The organism is Ruegeria sp. CDSA241, from assembly GCF_059611265.1.
On the sequence record NZ_JBXWPF010000015.1, the window covers coordinates 54,123 to 73,711 of the forward strand.

Annotated in this window: 18 protein-coding genes; 11 read left to right on the forward strand and 7 right to left on the reverse strand. The window is 57.2% G+C overall.

All coding sequences use genetic code 11. From position 1 onward, the window contains the following. Position 1: 1 nt before the first annotated feature. Positions 2 to 283, reverse strand: a complete 282-nt coding sequence (locus tag AC2FJV_RS14265) for an SCP2 sterol-binding domain-containing protein (RefSeq protein WP_496703247.1) — start codon at positions 281 to 283, stop codon at positions 2 to 4. Positions 284 to 430: 147 nt separating this feature from the next. Continuing rightward, positions 431 to 1,657 carry an argininosuccinate synthase gene (locus AC2FJV_RS14270; protein WP_496713973.1) on the reverse strand — a complete coding sequence of 409 codons (1,227 nt, stop codon included), beginning with the start codon at positions 1,655 to 1,657 and terminating at the stop codon, positions 431 to 433. 141 nt (positions 1,658 to 1,798) lie between these two features. Here AC2FJV_RS14270 and AC2FJV_RS14275 point away from each other — a divergent pair, with 141 nt between their 5' ends. Both AC2FJV_RS14275 and ilvA read left to right on the forward strand, forming a co-directional pair. Beyond that, positions 1,799 to 2,560 carry a hypothetical protein gene (locus tag AC2FJV_RS14275; RefSeq protein WP_496692608.1) on the forward strand — a complete coding sequence of 254 codons (762 nt, stop codon included), beginning with the start codon at positions 1,799 to 1,801 and terminating at the stop codon, positions 2,558 to 2,560. Between the two features lie 57 nt (positions 2,561 to 2,617). Further along, positions 2,618 to 3,844: a threonine ammonia-lyase IlvA gene (gene ilvA, locus AC2FJV_RS14280; RefSeq protein ID WP_142637386.1), complete on the forward strand. Its 1,227-nt coding sequence runs from the start codon at positions 2,618 to 2,620 to the stop codon at positions 3,842 to 3,844. Between the two features lie 125 nt (positions 3,845 to 3,969). Here ilvA and AC2FJV_RS14285 read toward each other — a convergent pair whose 3' ends face one another. Further along, positions 3,970 to 4,293 (reverse strand): Hpt domain-containing protein, encoded by a 324-nt coding sequence (locus AC2FJV_RS14285; protein WP_496694365.1) that lies wholly within the window; start codon positions 4,291 to 4,293, stop codon positions 3,970 to 3,972. Positions 4,294 to 4,449: 156 nt separating this feature from the next. Here AC2FJV_RS14285 and AC2FJV_RS14290 point away from each other — a divergent pair, with 156 nt between their 5' ends. After that, positions 4,450 to 5,721, forward strand: a complete 1,272-nt coding sequence (locus AC2FJV_RS14290; protein ID WP_246097238.1) for a PP2C family protein-serine/threonine phosphatase — start codon at positions 4,450 to 4,452, stop codon at positions 5,719 to 5,721. Here AC2FJV_RS14290 and AC2FJV_RS14295 read toward each other — a convergent pair. Continuing rightward, positions 5,718 to 6,161, reverse strand: a complete 444-nt coding sequence (locus tag AC2FJV_RS14295) for an NUDIX hydrolase (RefSeq protein ID WP_496713974.1) — start codon at positions 6,159 to 6,161, stop codon at positions 5,718 to 5,720. The two genes, AC2FJV_RS14290 and AC2FJV_RS14295, sit on opposite strands and share 4 nt — an antisense overlap. 76 nt (positions 6,162 to 6,237) lie before the next feature. Between AC2FJV_RS14295 and hslO the strand changes: the two genes are divergently transcribed. The 8 genes from hslO to AC2FJV_RS14335 all read left to right on the forward strand — a co-directional run bounded on the left by hslO (position 6,238) and on the right by AC2FJV_RS14335 (position 15,463). Next, entirely contained in the window at positions 6,238 to 7,215 is a 978-nt protein-coding gene (gene hslO / locus AC2FJV_RS14300) for an Hsp33 family molecular chaperone HslO (RefSeq protein WP_142637378.1), read from the forward strand. Beyond that, entirely contained in the window at positions 7,199 to 7,804 is a 606-nt protein-coding gene (locus AC2FJV_RS14305; protein WP_496690243.1) for a CoA pyrophosphatase, read from the forward strand. Before hslO ends, AC2FJV_RS14305 begins: the two co-directional genes overlap by 17 nt. After that, complete coding sequence (locus tag AC2FJV_RS14310; protein WP_496713993.1) at positions 7,804 to 8,955, forward strand: CCA tRNA nucleotidyltransferase; 1,152 nt, start codon at positions 7,804 to 7,806, stop codon at positions 8,953 to 8,955. Before AC2FJV_RS14305 ends, AC2FJV_RS14310 begins: the two co-directional genes overlap by 1 nt. Positions 8,956 to 9,145: 190 nt before the next feature. Then, positions 9,146 to 10,984 (forward strand): ABC transporter ATP-binding protein, encoded by a 1,839-nt coding sequence (locus AC2FJV_RS14315; protein ID WP_281973395.1) that lies wholly within the window; start codon positions 9,146 to 9,148, stop codon positions 10,982 to 10,984. Continuing rightward, complete coding sequence (locus AC2FJV_RS14320; RefSeq protein WP_496713975.1) at positions 10,981 to 12,813, forward strand: ABC transporter ATP-binding protein; 1,833 nt, start codon at positions 10,981 to 10,983, stop codon at positions 12,811 to 12,813. Before AC2FJV_RS14315 ends, AC2FJV_RS14320 begins: the two co-directional genes overlap by 4 nt. Before the next feature lie 38 nt (positions 12,814 to 12,851). Next, positions 12,852 to 14,081 (forward strand): class I SAM-dependent RNA methyltransferase, encoded by a 1,230-nt coding sequence (locus tag AC2FJV_RS14325; RefSeq protein ID WP_271950581.1) that lies wholly within the window; start codon positions 12,852 to 12,854, stop codon positions 14,079 to 14,081. 20 nt (positions 14,082 to 14,101) lie between these two features. Further along, complete coding sequence (locus AC2FJV_RS14330; protein ID WP_271950705.1) at positions 14,102 to 14,887, forward strand: ion transporter; 786 nt, start codon at positions 14,102 to 14,104, stop codon at positions 14,885 to 14,887. 57 nt (positions 14,888 to 14,944) lie between these two features. After that, positions 14,945 to 15,463: a L,D-transpeptidase family protein gene (locus AC2FJV_RS14335; RefSeq protein WP_142637369.1), complete on the forward strand. Its 519-nt coding sequence runs from the start codon at positions 14,945 to 14,947 to the stop codon at positions 15,461 to 15,463. On the opposite strand, the gene AC2FJV_RS14340 is transcribed toward AC2FJV_RS14335, so the two are convergent. The 3 genes from AC2FJV_RS14340 to AC2FJV_RS14350 are packed head-to-tail and all read right to left on the reverse strand — an operon-like array spanning position 15,447 to position 19,582. Beyond that, positions 15,447 to 16,892 carry a nodulation protein NodH gene (locus AC2FJV_RS14340; RefSeq protein WP_496713976.1) on the reverse strand — a complete coding sequence of 482 codons (1,446 nt, stop codon included), beginning with the start codon at positions 16,890 to 16,892 and terminating at the stop codon, positions 15,447 to 15,449. The two genes, AC2FJV_RS14335 and AC2FJV_RS14340, sit on opposite strands and share 17 nt — an antisense overlap. A 6-nt stretch (positions 16,893 to 16,898) precedes the next feature. Further along, positions 16,899 to 18,599, reverse strand: a complete 1,701-nt coding sequence (locus tag AC2FJV_RS14345) for a DUF5927 domain-containing protein (protein ID WP_496713977.1) — start codon at positions 18,597 to 18,599, stop codon at positions 16,899 to 16,901. Continuing rightward, positions 18,596 to 19,582 (reverse strand): glycosyltransferase family 2 protein, encoded by a 987-nt coding sequence (locus AC2FJV_RS14350; protein ID WP_142637363.1) that lies wholly within the window; start codon positions 19,580 to 19,582, stop codon positions 18,596 to 18,598. The genes AC2FJV_RS14345 and AC2FJV_RS14350 overlap by 4 nt, the downstream gene beginning before the upstream one ends. Between the last annotated feature and the right edge of the window lie 7 nt (positions 19,583 to 19,589).

Consider the following 19,589-nt stretch of genomic DNA (forward strand, 5'->3'; position numbering starts at 1 on the left):
CTTAACCCAGCAACTGCCCCAGCTTCATCGCCACACCCATATTGCCCGAGATCTTGAGCTTGCCCATGGCAATACCGGTCATCGGGTTCAGCTTGCCGGTCAGCAGCTTGGTTAGGTTCTCTTGTGAGATACGGATGGTGCAATCCGTGTCCTGATCCTGCGTCGTCGCCTGATTGTCGGCCAGAACAATCACACCGGCATCACCGCAATCGAATTTCAACGACCCATCAAAGTTTTTGCCATTCAGACCGTTCTGAATACCTTCTGCGATATCCTGCAACATGCCCCATCCTTTCAGTGTTGTGACTTGGGTAAAGACATATCCTGCGGTGGAGCAAGAGTGACCTGACGGGAGGTGGCAAAAATGGACGTATAAAAAACCCGGCATCCTGAGGGGCTGCCGGGTCTTCAGGTCAAAATCTCAGCTGTCTTACTTCGACAGGCGTTTGTCGCGTGCTGCCAGAAGTTTCAAGCGCAGGGCGTTCAGTTGGATGAATCCCGCAGCGTCTTTCTGATCGTAGGCACCAGCATCCTCTTCGAAGGTCACGTGCGCCTCGGAATACAGCGAGTGTTCCGACCAGCGGCCCACGGTCGATGCCAAACCTTTGTACAGCTTCACGCGCACCGTGCCGGTGACATGATCCTGAGATTTGTCGATGGCGGCCTGCAGCATCTCGCGCTCGGGCGAGTACCAGAAACCGTTATAGATCAGCTCTGCATATTGAGGCATCAGCTGGTCTTTCAGATGCATCGCGCCCCGATCCATGGTGATGGATTCGATGCCACGGTGTGCTTCCAACAGGATTGTGCCGCCCGGTGTTTCATAGATACCGCGCGATTTCATGCCAACAAAGCGACCTTCGACCAGATCGAGACGCCCAATGCCGTGCTTGCCGCCATATTCGTTCAGCTTGGTCAGGATGGTGGCCGGGCTCATCGCCTCGCCATTGATGCTGACCGCGTCACCTTTTTCGAACCCGATCTCGATGAATTCTGGTTTATTCGGCGCGTCCTCGGGGTGGACCGTGCGCTGATAGACGTAATCGGGCGCCATATCGGCGGGGTCTTCCAGAACCTTGCCCTCGGATGAGGTGTGCAGCAGGTTGGCATCAACCGAGAACGGCGCCTCGCCACGTTTGTCCTTGGCGATCGGAATCTGGTTCGCCTCGGCAAATTCCAGCAGCTTGGTGCGGCTGGACAAGTCCCACTCGCGCCACGGGGCAATCACCTTGATGTCAGGGTTCAGCGCGTAAGCGGCCAGTTCGAACCGTACCTGATCGTTGCCCTTACCGGTCGCGCCGTGGGCCACAGCATCAGCACCGGTAGCTTCGGCAATCTCGACCAAACGCTTCGAGATCAGAGGGCGGGCGATCGAAGTACCCAGCAGATACAGCCCCTCATAGACCGCATTGGCGCGGAACATAGGGAAAACGAAATCGCGAACGAATTCTTCGCGGATGTCTTCGATATAGATGTTTTCAGGCTTGATCCCCAGCAGCTCGGCCTTCTTGCGGGCGGGCTCCAACTCCTCGCCCTGACCCAGATCGGCGGTGAAGGTTACGACCTCACAACCATACTCGGTCTGCAGCCATTTCAGGATGATCGAGGTATCAAGGCCACCGGAATAGGCCAGAACAACTTTCTTGGGCGCGGACATCTGACTTCCCTTTATGCGTAGAACGACTGGCCCCTAGCGGGTTTTGAACGCGGGGGCAAGTTATCTGCGTTGACGCAGGTCGGGATTTGGGGTGAAACAGAAGGAAAGAAAACAAGGATTGGTTGAAGGGATAGATTTCAGATGTTGGGTTGGAAGATTTTTGCACATTCGGTGCGGATGGTTTTTGGGAATCTCAAACAGGTTTTGCAGATTACGTTCGGGCCATCTTTGGTTGCGACAGCGGTGATTGTCGCCCTGTTTTTTGTATTGGACGTTCCGCTGGATCAACTTAATACAACCACCGGAGAGTTACCTGCGGGCGTTTCGAGCGGATCGGCGATTGGCTTCCTAGTGGGCTTTATGGTCGTGATATTTGTGACGATGTTCTGGATTGTGGTGTCGTGGCACCGCTTTGTCCTGCTTGAGGAATATCCAAGAGGTATTTTCCCAACCTTCCGGTTCGATAGAATTCTGGCCTATTTCGGGCGGGTTCTTCTGTTGGGTATCCTGATGGCCATCGCGTTCCTGCCGGCAGGCGCGGTACTTTCAGCGCTGGGCGGTGGAGCATTGTCAGTTGTGTTTGTCATTGTCCTTGTCGTCTTCCTCATCATCGGCTTCTACCGTTTGTCCATAATCCTGCCCGCAGCAGCGATTGGGCAACCGTTGACACTTGGGCAAGCTTGGAACAACACCGCCGGTGCGGGTGGCGCGATCATCGTTCTTTTGCTTGTAAGCTTTGTGTTCCAGGTCGTGGTCCAGTTGGTCTTTACAGCGCTCGCTTTCATCCCGGTTCTGGGTGTTTTGCTCTCACTGTTCTTTGGGGTTCTGGTTTTGCCGCTGATCAATGTCAGTATCTTGACCACCATGTACGGCGTGTTCGTTGAAAAGCGCCAGCTGACCTGAACTCGTACACATATGTATCCCTTGCTCTTTCAGCGATGATGGGGCAGGGAAACCGGCATGAGTGATTTCATGACCCGCGCCCGCGCTGCCGAACAGGCGATGCGCTCTGTGTTTCCGGTGACGCCTCTGCAGCGCAATGCCCATCTGTCTGATCGTTTCGGGGCCGATATCTGGCTGAAACGTGAGGACCTCAGCCCGGTGCGGTCCTACAAGATCCGCGGTGCGTTCAACGCCATGCGCAAACAGCAGGGACAGAACCTGTTTGTCTGCGCCAGCGCGGGAAATCATGCGCAGGGCGTGGCCTTTATGTGCAAGCACATGGATGTGAAGGGTGTGATCTTCATGCCCGTGACGACGCCGCAGCAGAAAATCCAGAAAACTCGTATATTCGGCGGCGACAATATCGAGATTCATCTGACCGGCGACTATTTCGATGACACGTTGGCCGCCGCGCAGGCGTGGTGCACCGAACAGGGCGGCCATTTTCTGTCGCCCTTTGACGATGTTGATGTGATCGAGGGGCAAGCCTCGCTTGCGGTTGAGATCGAAGCGCAGTTGGGTGGGTTGCCGGACCACATCCTTTTGCCAGTAGGCGGTGGCGGCATGTCTGCGGGCGTGGCTACGTGGTTTGGCGATCGGACCCATTGCCTGTTTGTGGAACCCAAAGGCGGTGCCTGTCTGCACGCGGCAATGGCAGCAGGACATCCGGTGGCATTGGATCAGGTGGACAATTTCGTTGACGGTGCTGCAGTTGGTCGGATCGGTGAAAAACCGTTCGAATTGCTGAAATCCCGTCATCTGTCGGATGCTCTGGTCCTGTCCGAAGACCGCATCTGCACAACCATGATCGAGATGCTGAATGTCGAGGGCATCGTTCTGGAACCCGCCGGGGCCCTCGCGATTGAGGCGCTGAGCGATATTCAGAGTTTTATCCGAGGGAAAACCGTTGTCTGCGTAACCTCTGGCGGCAACTTCGATTTCGAACGTCTGCCCGAGGTCAAGGAACGCGCGCAGCGCTATCTGGGGGTGAAGAAATACTTCATCCTGCGCTTGCCACAGCGCCCTGGCGCATTGAAAGAGTTCCTGAACATCCTTGGCCCCGAGGATGACATTGCGCGGTTTGAATACATGAAGAAATCGGCACGTAACTTCGGCTCGGTTCTGATTGGTATCGAAACCCGCAAGCCCGAAAACTTTGCCCGTCTGTTCGCGCATCTGGATGAAGCCGGGTTCACTTTTACGGATATCACCGAGGACGAGACCCTCGCCCAGTTTGTGATCTGAGCAAATGACCATACTGCAATGTTGTCTGTCGCGGCGATGGATCAGCTGCGTTTGAAACAGACAATATACGGGGCCGGGTTGTCACCCATCGCTAGTGTACCTGTTTGCTGCCTGTACGGCGCCGCTCAGAGCTCGTTCAATCCTGCCTGAAACTCCGTTGCTGAGGTCCGGAATGTGCCGACTATTTCGGCGATATCGACGGTTGCGGCCTGACCCTGTGCCGAATGGCGCTCACCATCCTGGCAGAGCCTGGCCAATGTCCTGAATCCCAGACTAAGCGCGCTGCCCTTCAAGGAGTGTAGATGCTGTTCGAAGTCAGACCGATCATCATCGACCAGCAAATGCTCCAGGCCTTGTTGCACCTCATCGAGAAAGATTTCCACTACCTCGTCAAACTCGTCGGCGCCGACCTCGTCCCGCAGCTGTCTGACCCAGGACCAGTCGATCATGGCCATCCTTTCCCTAAAGATAACGACCCGATTATCACTACAGGCCGTTGGTAAATCCGTGGTTAAGATGGATGCATTTACGACCTTCACAGGATGTTAAACAGCCGTGCGCTAGGGTCGTCCCGTTCCGCATTGTGTGGCAGAGCTGAGGGTCAGGTGGCAGAGGTCAGTCAGGCAGAAACAAAGGCAGAGCTGGATTTTGGTGCGATTCGCAAGGTGCTGGTCGTTGATGACAGTCGTCTGCAACGTCGCATCCTTGTGGCCTCGCTGAAGAAATGGGGCTTTGAGGTGCTCGAGGCCGATAGCGGAGAGGCCGCCATCGAAATCTGTGCTGCCATGTCCCCCGATCTGGTCCTGAGCGACTGGGTCATGCCGGGGATGAGCGGGCTGGAATTCTGTCAGGCATTTCGGGCGCTGGAGAATGACGAATACAGCTATTTCATCCTTCTGACTTCAAAAAGCGAAAAGCAGGAGGTTGCGCGCGGACTGGATGCCGGGGCGGATGATTTTCTGATCAAACCTCTTGAGGCCGATGAATTGCGGGCGCGCATATCTGCGGGCGCACGGATATTGGATATGCAGCGTGAGCTGTCTGATAAGAACCGAATGATCGAGACCGCGCTCGAAGAACTGAAAGTGGTCCATGATGCGATCGACAAAGACCTGATTCAGGCGCGTAAGATACAGGAATCTTTGGTCCCCGAACTCACGCGTGATTTCGGTAGGTCGCGTATCAGCATGTTGCTGAAACCTTGTGGGCATATCGGTGGCGATCTGGTGGGAATGTTTTCACCGGGGGTCAACCGAGTGGGGTTTTACAGCATCGATGTGTCCGGCCACGGCATCACCTCGGCGATGATGACAGCACGGCTGGGCGGGTATCTGTCCAGCAAACATTTCGATCAGAACGTGGCGATGGAAAAGCGGTTCGATAAATTTTACGCATTGCTACCACCTGATCAGGTGGCAGAGATGCTCAATTCCCGCCTTATGGCCGATGCTGGCGTCGAAGAGTATTTTACCATGGTCTATGCCATTATCGACCTGCGAAACGGACATCTCAAGATGGTGCAGGCAGGGCATCCGCATCCGCTGTTGTTGCGACAGGATGGTGGGACCGAGTATCTGGGGCAAGGTGGTTTGCCCATCGGACTGTTGCCGGATGTCACGTTTCAGCGAACCGATACCTACATGAAGCCCGGTGACAAGCTGTTGCTATATTCAGACGGGTTCACGGAATGCCGGATGGCGGATGGATCCCTGCTGGAAGAAGAGGGGCTGTGCAGAATGGTGACGGATTGTGCCATCGATCTCAGCGGGCCCGAATTTCTGGACGATATGTTCTGGCGGCTGACACAGGCCATGGATCCGGACCAGGGTATGGATGATGACGTATCTGCGGTTTTCTTTGAATACAGCGGGCCTTAAAGCCCCATCAGGTGTCCCGAAGCGAAATGTTGGTCGCCGCTGTTGCCCAGCATCTGCGCGGCATCCGCACTGTCCAGCCAAAGGGCTTCGTGGAATGGCTCTGAAGGTGGACCTATGCGGCGCACAGGGCGGGCTCGATATATCAAACAGACCTTTTCGGCCCACAGGTCATATTCGGGCATGTATGTGAAACGGCGAAAGGCGCCGACCCGCCGCGGGCTGGCAATCAACCAGCCGGTTTCTTCAAAGACTTCGCGATGCAGGGCGGTGATGGGCGATTCGCCCGGGTCAATACCGCCACCCGGCAACTGCAGATCAGGGCCGGGCTCTGTCTGGCAGGTCAGCAACAGATGTCGTCCTCGAGGCAACAATGCGTATACACCCACACGTCGTGTGTATTTGCGCCCCGCTTGTGGGGTTTCACCGAACCGTCTGATCATGTATGGCCCCTTACAACCCGAAATCTTCGACCTATATGCTGGCGGTATGCCAATCTGTGGCGTTTAAGGAAACCCCATGTCTCTTGGAACAAAAATCGCGTGGGACGACACCGTCCTGCCCTTTCAACTTGATATACCGGATATGCGCGGACGTGTGGCGCGGCTGGACGGAGTGTTGGATGGCATTCTGAAACAGCACGACTATCCCGAAAAGGTCGAGGCTTTGGTGGCCGAGATGGCCTTGCTGACTGCTCTGATCGGCCAGACCGTCTCGCTGCGCTGGAAGCTGTCGCTTCAGGTTCAGTCCAAAGGCGCCGTTCGGATGATCGCAACCGATTACTACGCTCCGCAGGCCGAGGGCGAACTGGCCCGCATCCGCGCCTATGCCAGTTTTGACCCGGACCGCCTGACCGATTCCACACCGTTTGATCAGGTGGGTGAAGGCTATTTCGCCATCATGATTGACCAGGGCGAGGGCACGCAGCCTTACCAGGGGATCACACCGCTGGCTGGCGGCTCTCTCAGCGCATGCGCTGAGGCGTATTTCGCACAGTCCGAACAGTTGCCGACGCGGTTTTCACTGAGTTTCGGCAAATCAACTGAACCTGGCGTCGGTGAGCACTGGCGCGCAGGCGGCATCATGCTGCAGCACATGCCCAAAGCGTCACCATTTGTAGCCAATGCAGAGGGTGACGGTCAGATTCTGTCGGCGGATGATCTGGTTGACGGTGAGGAAGGTGAAAATTGGGGGCGCGTCAATATCCTTCTGGATACTGTTGATGACCTTGAACTGATCGGTCCTTCGATTGCGCCAACCGACCTGTTGATCCGGCTGTTTCACGAAGAACAGCCACGTGTTTATGATGCGCAATCGGTTCAGTTCGGCTGCACCTGCTCGGAAGAGCGCGTGCGCCAAAGCCTGTCGATCTATTCGGCGCGCGACATCGAAAAGATGACAACTCCCGAAGGCCAGGTCACCGCCGATTGTCAGTTCTGTGGTGCCCATTACGTATTGGACCCCGTCACCGTTGGCTTCGATGCCGGTGAAGCCTGATCCAACAGAACAGCTGCGGGCGGCCCTGAGCCGCCCCGGCAACGGGTCCAGTGATTTCGATCTGAACCCTGATGCGGTTTTGCCAGCGGGGCGCAAGCTGCGTCCAGCCGGGGTTCTGGTTCCGATTCTTGTGACGAATGAGGCCCCGCGCCTGCTTTTGACCAAGCGCTCATCGGCGCTGAAACACCATCCCGGCCAGATCGCCTTTCCCGGCGGAAAACAGGATGAGACTGATCCGGATGTAACCGCAACCGCCCTGCGGGAAGCACAGGAAGAGATTGGCCTTTCCTCGGATATGCCTGAAATTCTCGGGCATTTGCCTACCCATGAAACCGTGACGTCTTTTGTCGTAACCCCGGTTGTCGCGATCCTACGAGACGGGTTCGACCCAATTCCTGAGCCGGGTGAAGTTGACGAAGTTTTTTCAGTCCCACTTGCGCATGTTCTAAACCCTGCGAATTATATCGTTGAGTCGCGTCGCTGGCGGGGCCAGCGGCGGTATTATTTCACCGTGCCCTATGGCCCTTATTACATCTGGGGGGCTACGGCCCGGATGTTGCGGGGCTTGGCTGCGCGGGTGAGTGAATGATGAAGCTATCAGAAAGCTGGGTTACAAATCCGGCAACCCAGACAGTCTGCGCCGTTTTGATCGATGCCGGTTTTCAGGCGCTTTTCGTCGGCGGTTGCGTCCGCAACGCGCTTTTGGGGGCGCCGGTCTCGGATCTGGATATTGCCACGGACGCTCCGCCCCAGCAGGTGCTGGATTTGACGCGGGCGGCGGGGTTGAAGGCCATCCCAACTGGGATCGAGCATGGCACGATAACCGTTGTCAGCCAAAGCATCCCGCATGAGATCACGACCTTCCGGCGAGATGTCGAAACCGATGGCCGCCGAGCTGTTGTGGCGTTCTCGGACAATGTTGATGAAGATGCCAGGCGGCGCGATTTCACCATGAACGCGCTGTATGCCGGCCCGGATGGGACGCTTTTGGACCCGCTGAATGGATTGTCCGATCTAAAGGCCCGAAAGGTTCGGTTCATAGGCAACGCCCAGCATCGCATCCGCGAAGACTATCTGCGGTCTCTGCGCTATTTTCGGTTTCACGCCTGGTATGGGGATGCCGAAGCCGGGTTTGATCCCGAAGCGCTGTCGGCCATTTCAACCAATCTGGACGGATTGGCAGGCCTGTCGCGCGAACGGGTTGGGGCCGAGTTTATGAAATTGCTGACCGCGCCTGACCCTGCGCCTTCGGTCGCTGCCATGCGCAGCACGGGCGTTCTGACACAGATATTGCCGGGGGTTGAGGATCGATCACTTGCCCCGCTGATCGCCTTGGAACAGCAGGCTGGGGCAAAGCCCGAGCCGGTCCGGCGACTTTCCTCCATCGCCACGCCTGAGATTGCCCAGACCCTGCGTCTGAGCAAGGCCCAGATGCAACGCCTGACACGGATGCGGGATGAGGCCGCGGGAACCGCGGGCACTGCCGAGCTTGGGTTCCGTTATGGCGAAGAGGACGGCCTGCACGAAGTTCTGCTGCGTTGTGCTTTGTTGGAACAGCCCTGGTCCGAGGATAAGCGGCAAGCGCTCCGGGACGGGGCAGCAGCGGATTTTCCCGTGCGGGCCGCTGACCTGATCCCTGACTTTACCGGCCCGGCGCTGGGCAAGAAACTGGCCGAGCTCGAGGCGCGCTGGATCGCCTCGGGTTTCACCCTGACGCGCTCCGAGTTGCTGGTCGAGTAAATTGAAGTCTCAAAAGGGGATGACAAGCCGGATCGTTTGTGTTTTCTTGCGCCTGTAACATGAATGGAGGGATGCGAATGTATTACGGGATCTGGTTCGGCTAAAGCCATAACACTTGACCCGTAGGGGTGGTGTTCTGGCGCCATCTTTTTTCGCATGACTTGTTATCTGCTCAATCGGAGCACTCTCTATGTTTCGCTATTTCGAAAATCTCGTCGACCCTTTTGTCGACTACGAAGAAACCGACACGCCGCCGACACGGCTGTGGCCCTTTATGTTGAACTATTCCCGCCCTTTTATGCGGGTGTTCTTCTGGGCCGGATTGATTTCGGTCGTGGTGGCCGCGGTTGAGGTCGGTCTGATCTATTATATGGGTCGCGTTGTTGACTTGCTGTCCGCCCCGCCGGACGAAGTTTGGCAGACCCATAGTACGGAACTGATCCTGGTGGCGCTATTTGTGCTGCTGCTGCGACCCATGCTGCATGTCGTTGACGTGCTGTTGCTCAACAACACGATCCTGCCGAATTTTGGCACTCTGATCCGTTGGCGCGCGCATAAGCACGTGTTGCGGCAATCGGTGGGCTGGTTCGAGAATGATTTTGCAGGCCGCATTGCCAACCGGATCATGCAGACGCCGCCCGCTGCGGGTGAGGCCGTGTTTCAGGTGTTTGATGCGATTTCCTTCTCGCTGGCATACCTGATCGGCGCAGCCATTTTGTTGATGACGGCTGATGCCCGGCTGCTGTTGCCGTTGTTGATCTGGCTCGTGCTGTATGGGTTTCTGGTGCATTGGACGGTGCAGCGGGTGGGACCGGCTTCGAAGGCGGCCTCAGACGCGCGCTCGGCCGTAACGGGCCGGGTTGTGGACAGCTATACCAATATCCATTCCGTAAAGATGTTTGCCCATGGAGCACAGGAATTGGATTATGCGCGCGAAGCGATCGAGGAAACCCGCCGTACCTTTCAGGCTGAGATGCGGATTTTCACCATTATGGATGCGGTTCTGGTTGCATTGAACGGGTTGCTGATCGTTGGTGTGGTGGGCTGGGCAATTGCGCTGTGGATGCAGGGTAGTGCTACGGTCGGTGTGGTCGCGGCGGCCACAGCCCTGACCCTGCGCCTGAACGCGATGACCGGATGGATCATGTGGGCGCTGACCAGTTTTTTCCGCCAGCTTGGTGTCGTTGCCGAAGGTATGGAGACGATCGCTCAGCCGATCGACCTGCTGGATGCGCCGCAGGCCAAACTCCTGCATCTGTCCAACGGCAAGATCGAGGTTCGTGATCTGTCGCATCATTACGGTCGCAAGACCGGCGGGCTGGACCATATCAACCTGACCATCGAGCCGGGCGAAAAGATCGGTCTGATCGGACGGTCGGGAGCTGGTAAGTCGACCCTAGTTAAGCTCCTACTTCGGTTCTACGATGTGGAGCAGGGGGCCATTTTGATCGACGATCAGGACATTGCCCGGGTCACTCAGGACAGCTTGCGCATCCATATCGGTATGGTGCAACAGGACAGCGCGTTGCTGCACCGCTCGGTGCGCGACAATATCCTCTATGGCCGCCCCGAGGCTTCCGAAGAGCAGATGATTGCCGCGGCCAAACAGGCCGAGGCGCATGAGTTCATCCTTGACCTGCAGGACCCGAAGGGGCGTACCGGCTATGATGCGCATGTGGGCGAGCGGGGCGTGAAGTTGTCAGGTGGTCAGCGGCAGCGGGTGACGCTGGCGCGGGTGATCCTGAAGGACGCGCCGATCCTGTTGCTGGATGAGGCGACCTCGGCGCTGGATTCCGAGGTCGAAGCATCGATTCAGGAAACGCTCTATGGCATGATGCAGGGCAAATCCGTGATCGCGATTGCCCACCGCCTCAGCACCATTGCCCAAATGGATCGCATCCTGGTGATGGATGGCGGCCGGATCGTCGAGCAGGGCACCCATTCCGAATTGCTGTCACACGGCGGGCTTTACGCCCAGTTCTGGGCACGGCAATCTGGAGGCTTCCTGAACACGGAGGCAGCTGAGTGAAACTTGCCGATCTCATAGATCCGTTCAAACCCACCGAAACGCCCCCGCCGCAAAGGCTGGGGGCGTTCATTCGCTGGTGCCTGTCCGGAGCTTGGCCGATGATCCTTGTCGCCTCCGTGTTTTCGGCCTCTGCCGGGGCGATGGAGGCCGGAACCGCCTGGATGCTGGGTCTGGTGATCGACATGGCAAACGAAAGCGGGCCGGATGGGGTTCTGACGGCGGGCAATCTTTGGATAATTGGAGGGGTCGCCGCATTTTTCATGCTGCTGCGACCGGCGCTGTTTGGTCTTTCGGCCTTTTCCAACAACTATATTGTCATGCCCAATATCCCGCCCCTGGTTCTGGCCAAGCTGAACCGGTGGACTTTGGGTCAGTCTGTGACCTATTTCGACGACGATTTTGCCGGGCGGATCGCTCAGAAACAGATGCAAACTTCGAACGCGATGGCCTCGGTCGTGTCCGAGACGATAAGCGCAATGGTTTTTGCGCTGGCGTCTCTGGCAGGGACTTTGCTTTTGTTAGGATCTATTCATCTGCTGGTCATGCTGCCCTTCGCCGCCTGGTTGGCGGTGTATTTCCTGCTGATCCGCTGGTATTTGCCACGCATCCGGGCACGCTCAGCGGCGCGGGCCGGGGCGCGGGCGATGGTGTCGGGGCAGGTGGTCGACACGATCACCAATATCAAAACCGTCAAGCTGTTCGCCCATTCCGAGTTCGAGGATCAGGCGGCCCGAAACTCGATGGTCGATCTGCGCCACAAGATGCTGGCCTTTGGCAAGCTCTCCGCCAGTTTTAGGTTCATACTGATGGTTCTGGCCGGGGTGTTGCCCGTGCTGCTGCTGGGGGTGACCTTGCTGCTGTGGCGGTCCGGGATGGCCAGCGCTGGTGATATCGTTGCGGCGGGCGCGATGTCCGTGCGAATTTCGCAGATGACAGGCTGGGTCAGTTTCACGCTGATGGGGCTTTATGCCAATGTCGGCGAGATCGAGAATGGCATGAAGACGCTAGCCAAGCGTGACCGGGTCGAGGATGCGGCAGGGGCAGCTAGGCTGAGCGTGCCAGAAGGTCAGATCGAGTTTAACCATGTCAGCTTTGCTTATGGCGGTGACATCGGCGGCGTGACCGACGTGCACATGACCGTACATCCTGGCGAAAAGCTGGGTATCGTCGGGGCATCGGGTGCGGGGAAATCTACGCTCGTTTCGCTTCTACTCAGGCTCTATGAAGGGGAAAGCGGCGCAATTCGGATTGATGGGCAGGATGTGTCACAGGTGACGCAGGACAGTCTGCGCAGTCAAATCGGAATGGTCACGCAGGAAACTGCGATGTTCAACCGCTCGGCGCGCGAGAATATCCTATATGGCCGCCCTGATGCCTTGGAAGACGATATGATCGCCGCGGCGCAAAAGGCCGAGGCGCATGAATTTATCCTTGGCCTGCGGGATGCCCATGGTCGCAAGGGCTATGATGCGCATCTGGGCGAGCGCGGCGTCAAACTGAGCGGCGGTCAGCGGCAGCGGATTGCGCTTGCACGCGCCATCCTGAAAAACGCGCCGATTCTGGTGCTGGATGAGGCGACCTCGGCCTTGGATTCCGAGGTCGAAGCCTCGATCCAGACCGCGTTGCATCGGGTGATGCAGGGCAAAACGGTATTGGCGATTGCACATCGGCTGTCGACGCTAAGCGAGATGGACCGGATTGTCGTTCTGGATCAAGGGCAGATCGTTGAAATGGGAAGCCATGACGACTTGCTGGAGCAGGGCGGGCTTTATGCCCGGTTCTGGGATCGCCAATCGGGCGGGTTTATTCAGGCCGCCGCCGCCGAATAAGGGTTTTGTTGTGGGTAAAGCCCAGCTATCAGGCCCTCATGACGCAGCATTACAGCATTTTACGCCTTGGTCATCAGGGCGACGGCATCGCCGCTGGACCGATCTACGCCCCCCGCACCTTGCCGGGGGAGGTGGTCAGCGGGATATTGGTTGGTCAAGTGCTGAGCGACATTCGGGTCGAGACCCCCTCGGACCAGCGGGTCAAAGCACCGTGCCGGCACTACAAAGCCTGCGGCGGATGTCAGCTACAGCATGCCGCGGATGATTTCGTTGCTGATTGGAAGGTTGAGGTCGTGCGCAACGCGCTGGCCGCGCAGGGGCTCGATGCCCCGATGCGGCCGATCCATACCTCGCCGGAACGATCACGGCGACGGGCTACGATTGCGGTTCGACGGACCAAAAAAGGCACTATGGCCGGGTTTCATGGCCGTGCCTCAGACACGATTACCGAAATCTCTGATTGTCATCTGCTTGATCCGGCCCTGATTGCAGCCGTCCCCGTGGCTGAGGCGCTTGCCGTTTTGGGTGGTAGCCGCAAAGGGGCGCTGGCGGTCACGCTGACCCTTTCTGATGGCGGTTTGGATGTCGCCGTCAAAGGCGGCAAACCGCTGGACGGTCCATTGGAACTGGCCCTGGCACAGGCGACCGAGGCACATGGGCTTGCGCGGCTCAGCTGGGATGGCGAGGTGATCGCCTCGCGTCACGCCCCGATTCAGCGATTTGGCGTGGCGGCTGTCGTGCCGCCTCCAGGGGCATTCCTGCAGGCCACGAAGGACGGAGAACAGGCTCTATTACAGGCAGTTCTGCAGGCAACCAAGGGCGCCAAGCGGGTTGTGGACCTGTTTGCGGGTTGCGGGACATTCTCATTGCCACTGGCCGAGGACGCCGAAGTACACGCGGTTGAGGGTGAGGCCCTGATGACCACCGCTCTGGATCAAGGCTGGCGTCGCGCGCAAGGTCTGAAACGGGTCACGACCGAGGCGCGCGACCTGTACCGCCGCCCATTGATGCCTGATGAGCTGAAGAACTTTGACGCGGTTGTCCTGGACCCGCCCCGCGCCGGGGCCGAGGCGCAGGTGGCCGAGCTGGCGCAAGCGCTGCCCCCGGTCATCGCCTATGTCTCATGCAACCCCGTGACCTTTGCGCGGGATGCAAAAAACCTGATTAACGCAGGCTATACCCTTGAATGGGTACAGGTGGTGGACCAATTTCGATGGTCGTCACACACGGAACTTGCCGCGCGGTTTGCACTGAACCCCGCATCATGACCAAACAGGAGAGTTTCAGAATGGGGCTTGCCCAGCGCCTGCATGATATCACTGAAAACCCGACCTTCGGTCGGTTCATCACAGGTGTCATCATCTTCAACGCCATCCTGCTCGGCATGGAAACCTCACCGACGCTGATGGAGGCCGCGGGTCCCTTGATCGTGGTGTTGGACAGCCTTTGCCTAACGATTTTCGTGGCCGAGATTGCGATGAAACTGGTCGCCACAGGGCGCCGGTTCTTTACCAATGGTTGGAACCTGTTTGACTTCATCGTTGTTGGCATCGCTCTGATCCCAAGCGCCGGCGGTCTGTCGGTGCTGCGGGCGCTGCGGATCCTACGGGTGTTGCGGGTAATTTCAGTCGCGCCACGGCTGCGTCGGGTGGTCGAGGGTTTCATCTCAGCTTTGCCGGGTATGGCCAGCGTTTTCCTGCTGATGGCGATTCTGTTTTACATCGGCGCGGTAATCTCGACCAAGCTGTTCTCGGGCACATTTCCGGACTGGTTTGGCGATTTGGGCCTGTCGGCCTATACGTTGTTCCAGATCATGACGCTGGAAAGCTGGTCCATGGGCATCGTGCGCCCGGTGATGGAGGTTTATCCCTATGCGTGGATATTCTTTGTGCCATTCATCATGGTTACGACATTTGCAGTGGTGAACCTGTTGGTTGGTCTGATTGTGAATTCAATGCAGGATGCCCATCACGCCGAGGATGAGGTGAAAACCGATGCCTATCGTGATGAGGTGCTGGAAAGGCTGGAATCCATCGAACGCCGCTTGCTTGAGCAGTCGAACAGCAAAAAGTGATTTCAGTTTTCTGGATTTCTGGCATAATCACAAAAAAAGCAGAAGCAGGCATTAAACATGGATCGTCGAGCATTTGGAATGGGTGCTGTGGCTACGCTGGGTCTTTCGGCCTGCGCCTCGGCCAACCCCAGATTTTTGGCCTATGATGGCCCCGAGGTGACCTCTATGGTCATCAACAAAAGCGCGCGGAAGCTTTATCTTCTGCACAATGAACATGTCCTCAAGGAATATAAGGTCGATCTTGGCTTTGCCCCCAATGGCACCAAAACAAAACGCGGCGACGGCCGCACGCCAGAGGGCACCTATTTGATCGACCGGCGCAATCCCAAAAGCCGCTATCACCTGTCGCTGGGGATTTCCTATCCGGATTCGAAGGATATCGCAGAGGCCAAGGCTGCGGGCGTTGATCCGGGCGGTGACATTTTCATCCACGGCGAGCCGAAAACCCGGTCCGAGAAAAAGCGTGCCAAGAAGCAATCGGATTGGACGGCAGGGTGCATCGCTGTCAAGAATGAAGAGATCGAAGAGATCTATGCGATGGTGAATCGCGGCACAGTGATTACGCTGCGCCCGTAGCCGGCTTCCAGACGTCAAACCCGAATTGCATATAGTCGCGCTGGTAGGTTTCGGCCGCCAGCGCCTCAAGTTTGGTGTCATAGATATCGCTCAGTGAAAACGGGATATCTGGTCTGGTATTGCCGGGCGCGGGCGGGCTGTCATGACCCAGCCGCCGCGCCAGATACGGCAGGGCAGTTGCAATTTCTTCCTCGCGCAGGATTAGATCCGGCAGGGCAAAACCGACTACGCCCTCCAACACCTGCGCCTGACTGCACCAAACGCCGTCAACGCGCACAGGGGTTTGTCCCGCCAGGTTTTGCCGCAGGAAAGTCAGAAAAGCCGAGAATGCCTCATAATGCTGCTCGATGGGGTAGTTTTCAGCGCGTAACTGTCCGGGGATCGGAAGCTTGAACCGGTTGCGCAGCATATTGCGGATTTTCAGATAGGCGCCGGGCTCGGTGCTGAGGATATAGGAACAAAAGGCCGAATGTGCGCGTACCAGCGGGTGCCGCACCACGGTGAATTTGCGATGCCCCGGATGATCCTGTAACCACTGGCGGGTCTTTTTGCGGTTTTGATCAGTGATCAGGTCATCCGCACTGATTGAATCAAGCGCAGCCATCCATTGCTTCACAACCCCTTCGATGCCGCTCCGCACGGGCAGATACATTAACGGGGTTTTCGGCGTGGCGACATAGGTCGCAACGGCCGCGCCACGCCGGGGTTCAAAATTCGGAGTTCTGTGCAGGCTGAAACTGTCGATGCGCGACAAGGCCTGTTCGGTCTCATCAGGGTTTGTCACCTTGGACAAGGCCGGCTCAGGGTTCTGGGGTTTGAGCGTGTCGTCGATCGTGGTCAACCGACCCGATACCCCAAGCCAGGCCGCCAGGCCGTTCAGGCTGTCGAGCCGGTTCAGATCGTCGTAAGCGATGAAAAAGGCGGTTTGCCCGCTGGCCTGAAGATGATGCAGCAAAGTCAGTTGAAAGGCCTGTTGCTGGTCCAGATAGGTTTCGAACTCACGAGGGTTGAAGGCGATCTGCTCGGTGCGCCGCCGCTTGACGTTTTTCAGCTGCCATTGCTTGGTCTCGCGCGCGATCTTCAACGAGATATAGCTGTCCAGAGGGTTGCGCGTCAGAATGATCTTGGCGCAACTCGGGTCATCCAAAACAGGCTCTAACACACGCGGATCGTGGCCCTGGAAAAAGCGAAACCCGTTCATTTCACCCTCAGCTGATCGGATGGCGTTCAGCAGGGTTTTAGGGTCATTGTCGCGTTCTTCGAGAGTGACGCCCAGCAGGCTGTCCCCCTTTAGCCTGCCAATGAAATGAGGATTGAAGGCCTCACCATGGCTGGAGACGCCTTCCAATGCGTTCAGATTTGCCTCAAGCAGGTTCGATCCGGTCCGCATGGCGGCAAGTATTACGAAATAGTCGAATTTGGATGACATGAAACGCTATTGCACCAGATATGGTTTTCGATAAGGCCTGAGTTGCCGGCCAAAAATGTCATCGGCTGGAAAATCTCCCATAAGATAAGGGTGCATACCCTGGTTCTTCAGGTTTTGAAGGAACTTCCCGAACCCAGACAGGTCGACCATCGTAGGGGCTTGGGTCAGGTGGCTGGGGTTCTGGCATCCGGTTTCTTCCAGAATGGATTGCAGAGGCTCCATCGGAGATTCCACAAACTCGGCCAGCGACCAAGTGCGCACTTTGGCCTTGGTCCAGACCGAAGTTAAAACCTCAAGTTGTTTGGTCTCGATTTGTTGCAGGCGGGCGGCTTCGTTACGGATATCCGCGAAATTTCCATTCGAACGGAACAGGGGAATGGCCCAGGCGCCTGTGACAACGGAAATCTGCGCATTTCTGTCGCGCGCCAGAAACCAGTTGATATCCTGCGTATCCGTGGGGCCAAATTGAAAGCACTGCCTCTCGCCCCGAGTATTCCAGATCAGGTTCGACAGAAACGCTGTAGGGTTATAGTCCCGCAGGCTGGCACAATCGCTTAATGCGCCGTTGACCAGAGGCGCCCCGCCGGCGAATTCCGCACGTTCGGGACCGAAGAGGTGACCGTGGACCTTTGTTCCGGTGGCTTCCGACAGCCAGGGCTCGAAATCTGCGAACAGTTCGGTAAACCCTTGGAATACCGAATAGGGGAACGACGTCAGTCCGTTCTCGCTGCCGTGGCGGGGAAAGCGGCTTTGCATATACAGGCCATCCCGGCCTCGAGTCCTGCGCTCGACCGCTTTCGAGAACAACCGGTCGATCTTGCCCGGGTTGGGTTCAGTAGGCTTCATCGCCTGTGCCTGGTTGGTCAGAAACGCCTGATAAAGCCGATTGGCCTGGGGCCAGATCTTGCGTGCTACAAAACAGTCCGACCGTCGCAATAGCTGTAGATGATCGTCATAAAAGATATGCGGGCGACCTTGATAATCGAATTTGGACAGCGTCAGGGAGCGACTTTCGATATGTGTTGAATAAAGCCGGGTTAGGGTCTGAAAATAGCTTTCGTCTGGAATCCAGACGTGCCGGAAATAGCGGTCATATGTTTTGCGTTTGGGATCTTGCAGAATGGCCGACAGCGTTTGACGGGTCAGGCACCACCATTGACTGCCCATATGTGGCACCAGACCTTCGGGTATCGGCCGTCGGATCCCGATTGTCCGCTGTAGCTTTACGTAAGCGTCGAACAATTTGCGCTGTTTACGCCACGAGAACGGAAATCTCAGCGTAAATCGTTCCTGATCCAGTCCGCCAATCGTCCAGCTTACATCAGCTGTTGTCGCGCTTTCGATAAAGTCGACACGGGGCCGTTCCGCTAGATATGTGACCAGCTCATCGACGGGCCGTAGCGGTAGGCAGGCGCCCGAGGCCAGAAAGATATGGTGTACCTCGGGAAAGGCCTCCAGCATCAGTTCAGCCGCTGATTGCGAGGCTGCAACAATGCCCCAACCGCCCCAGTTGCAGGTGTGGCGCTCCGAGAACCGGATCAGAGGTTCGTCCGCACAGGAGGCTACAAAGCCATCAAAAACAGTGTCCGCAACCTTGAGGTCGACATGGATCACCACCGGGCAGCCGGATGCCGCCCAATGGCGCGCGACCTGTTGCGCCCTTGGAAGAGCGGCATGCACCAGCATGATGACGCCAAGGCTGCTCATGCCCAGTTCCCTTTCGACATGAGGCCAAGAATCTCAAGCTGTCGCCAGTTGATATAAGCCTCGGACCGGTCGCACCAAAACACCGGACGGTCGTTCAGCCCTTCGGCATAGGCGCGATATTCGCCGGACCCGCGATAGTGCTGACGCCGCTCCATTTCTTCATGTGCCTTGTCACCCAGGGTGTTGATCAGCTTGGCATGCAGCAACGCCCCGCTGGTTTTTTCGCCGCCCCAATCGTCATAGACTTGGTTCAGCCCGCGTGGCAGCAGCGAATGGGTCGAACTGACATAGACATATCGACGGTCCCACTTGACCAGCGGTATCTTGTTCAACGCAGGCGCCTTTTCCGGAGCCTGGCGGAAAAAGACACGGGCGCGCGGCCCACCCTGTATCCAGAGATTCCCGTATTCAGGGTTTTTGCTGATCACATAATTCCCGGCATCGAACCAACGGGCAATCTCGAAGGGGTCTTGCCCCTCACGATAGGGTTCGGCATCTACCGGGCCCTGCGGGTACATGTCGATCAGCATGGTGCCGAAACTGCGGACGGCACAGCCATCAAGCCAGTCGGTCAGGGCACGAATGGGCCGCGTGTCGCAGAACGGATAGATGAAGAACTCATCCGGATCGACCGTCAGAACCCAGTGCCCATCGGCGTATTTGCGCAGCAGATAGTTCGACCAATCAGTGCCATATGTGGCCCGCTTATAGCTGCCGTTGGACTGCCAGACCGATACGTCCGGCTGACTACTCAGAAACTCGCGTGTGCCGTCGTCGCTGTTGTTGTCCACAAACAAAAAGCGATCAACGCCAAGTTTTCGGTAATATTCCAGAAAATAGGGCAGGCGGATTTTTTCGTTTCGCACCACGCTCATCAACAGGATGTCACCGGGTTGAATGGCGTTGGTTTTGTCGGAAACCGCTTCTAATTCGCGCCGTTTGCGAACGCAACGCAACAGGCGGCGCTTGCGCCGCAATCTCATTCGGTAT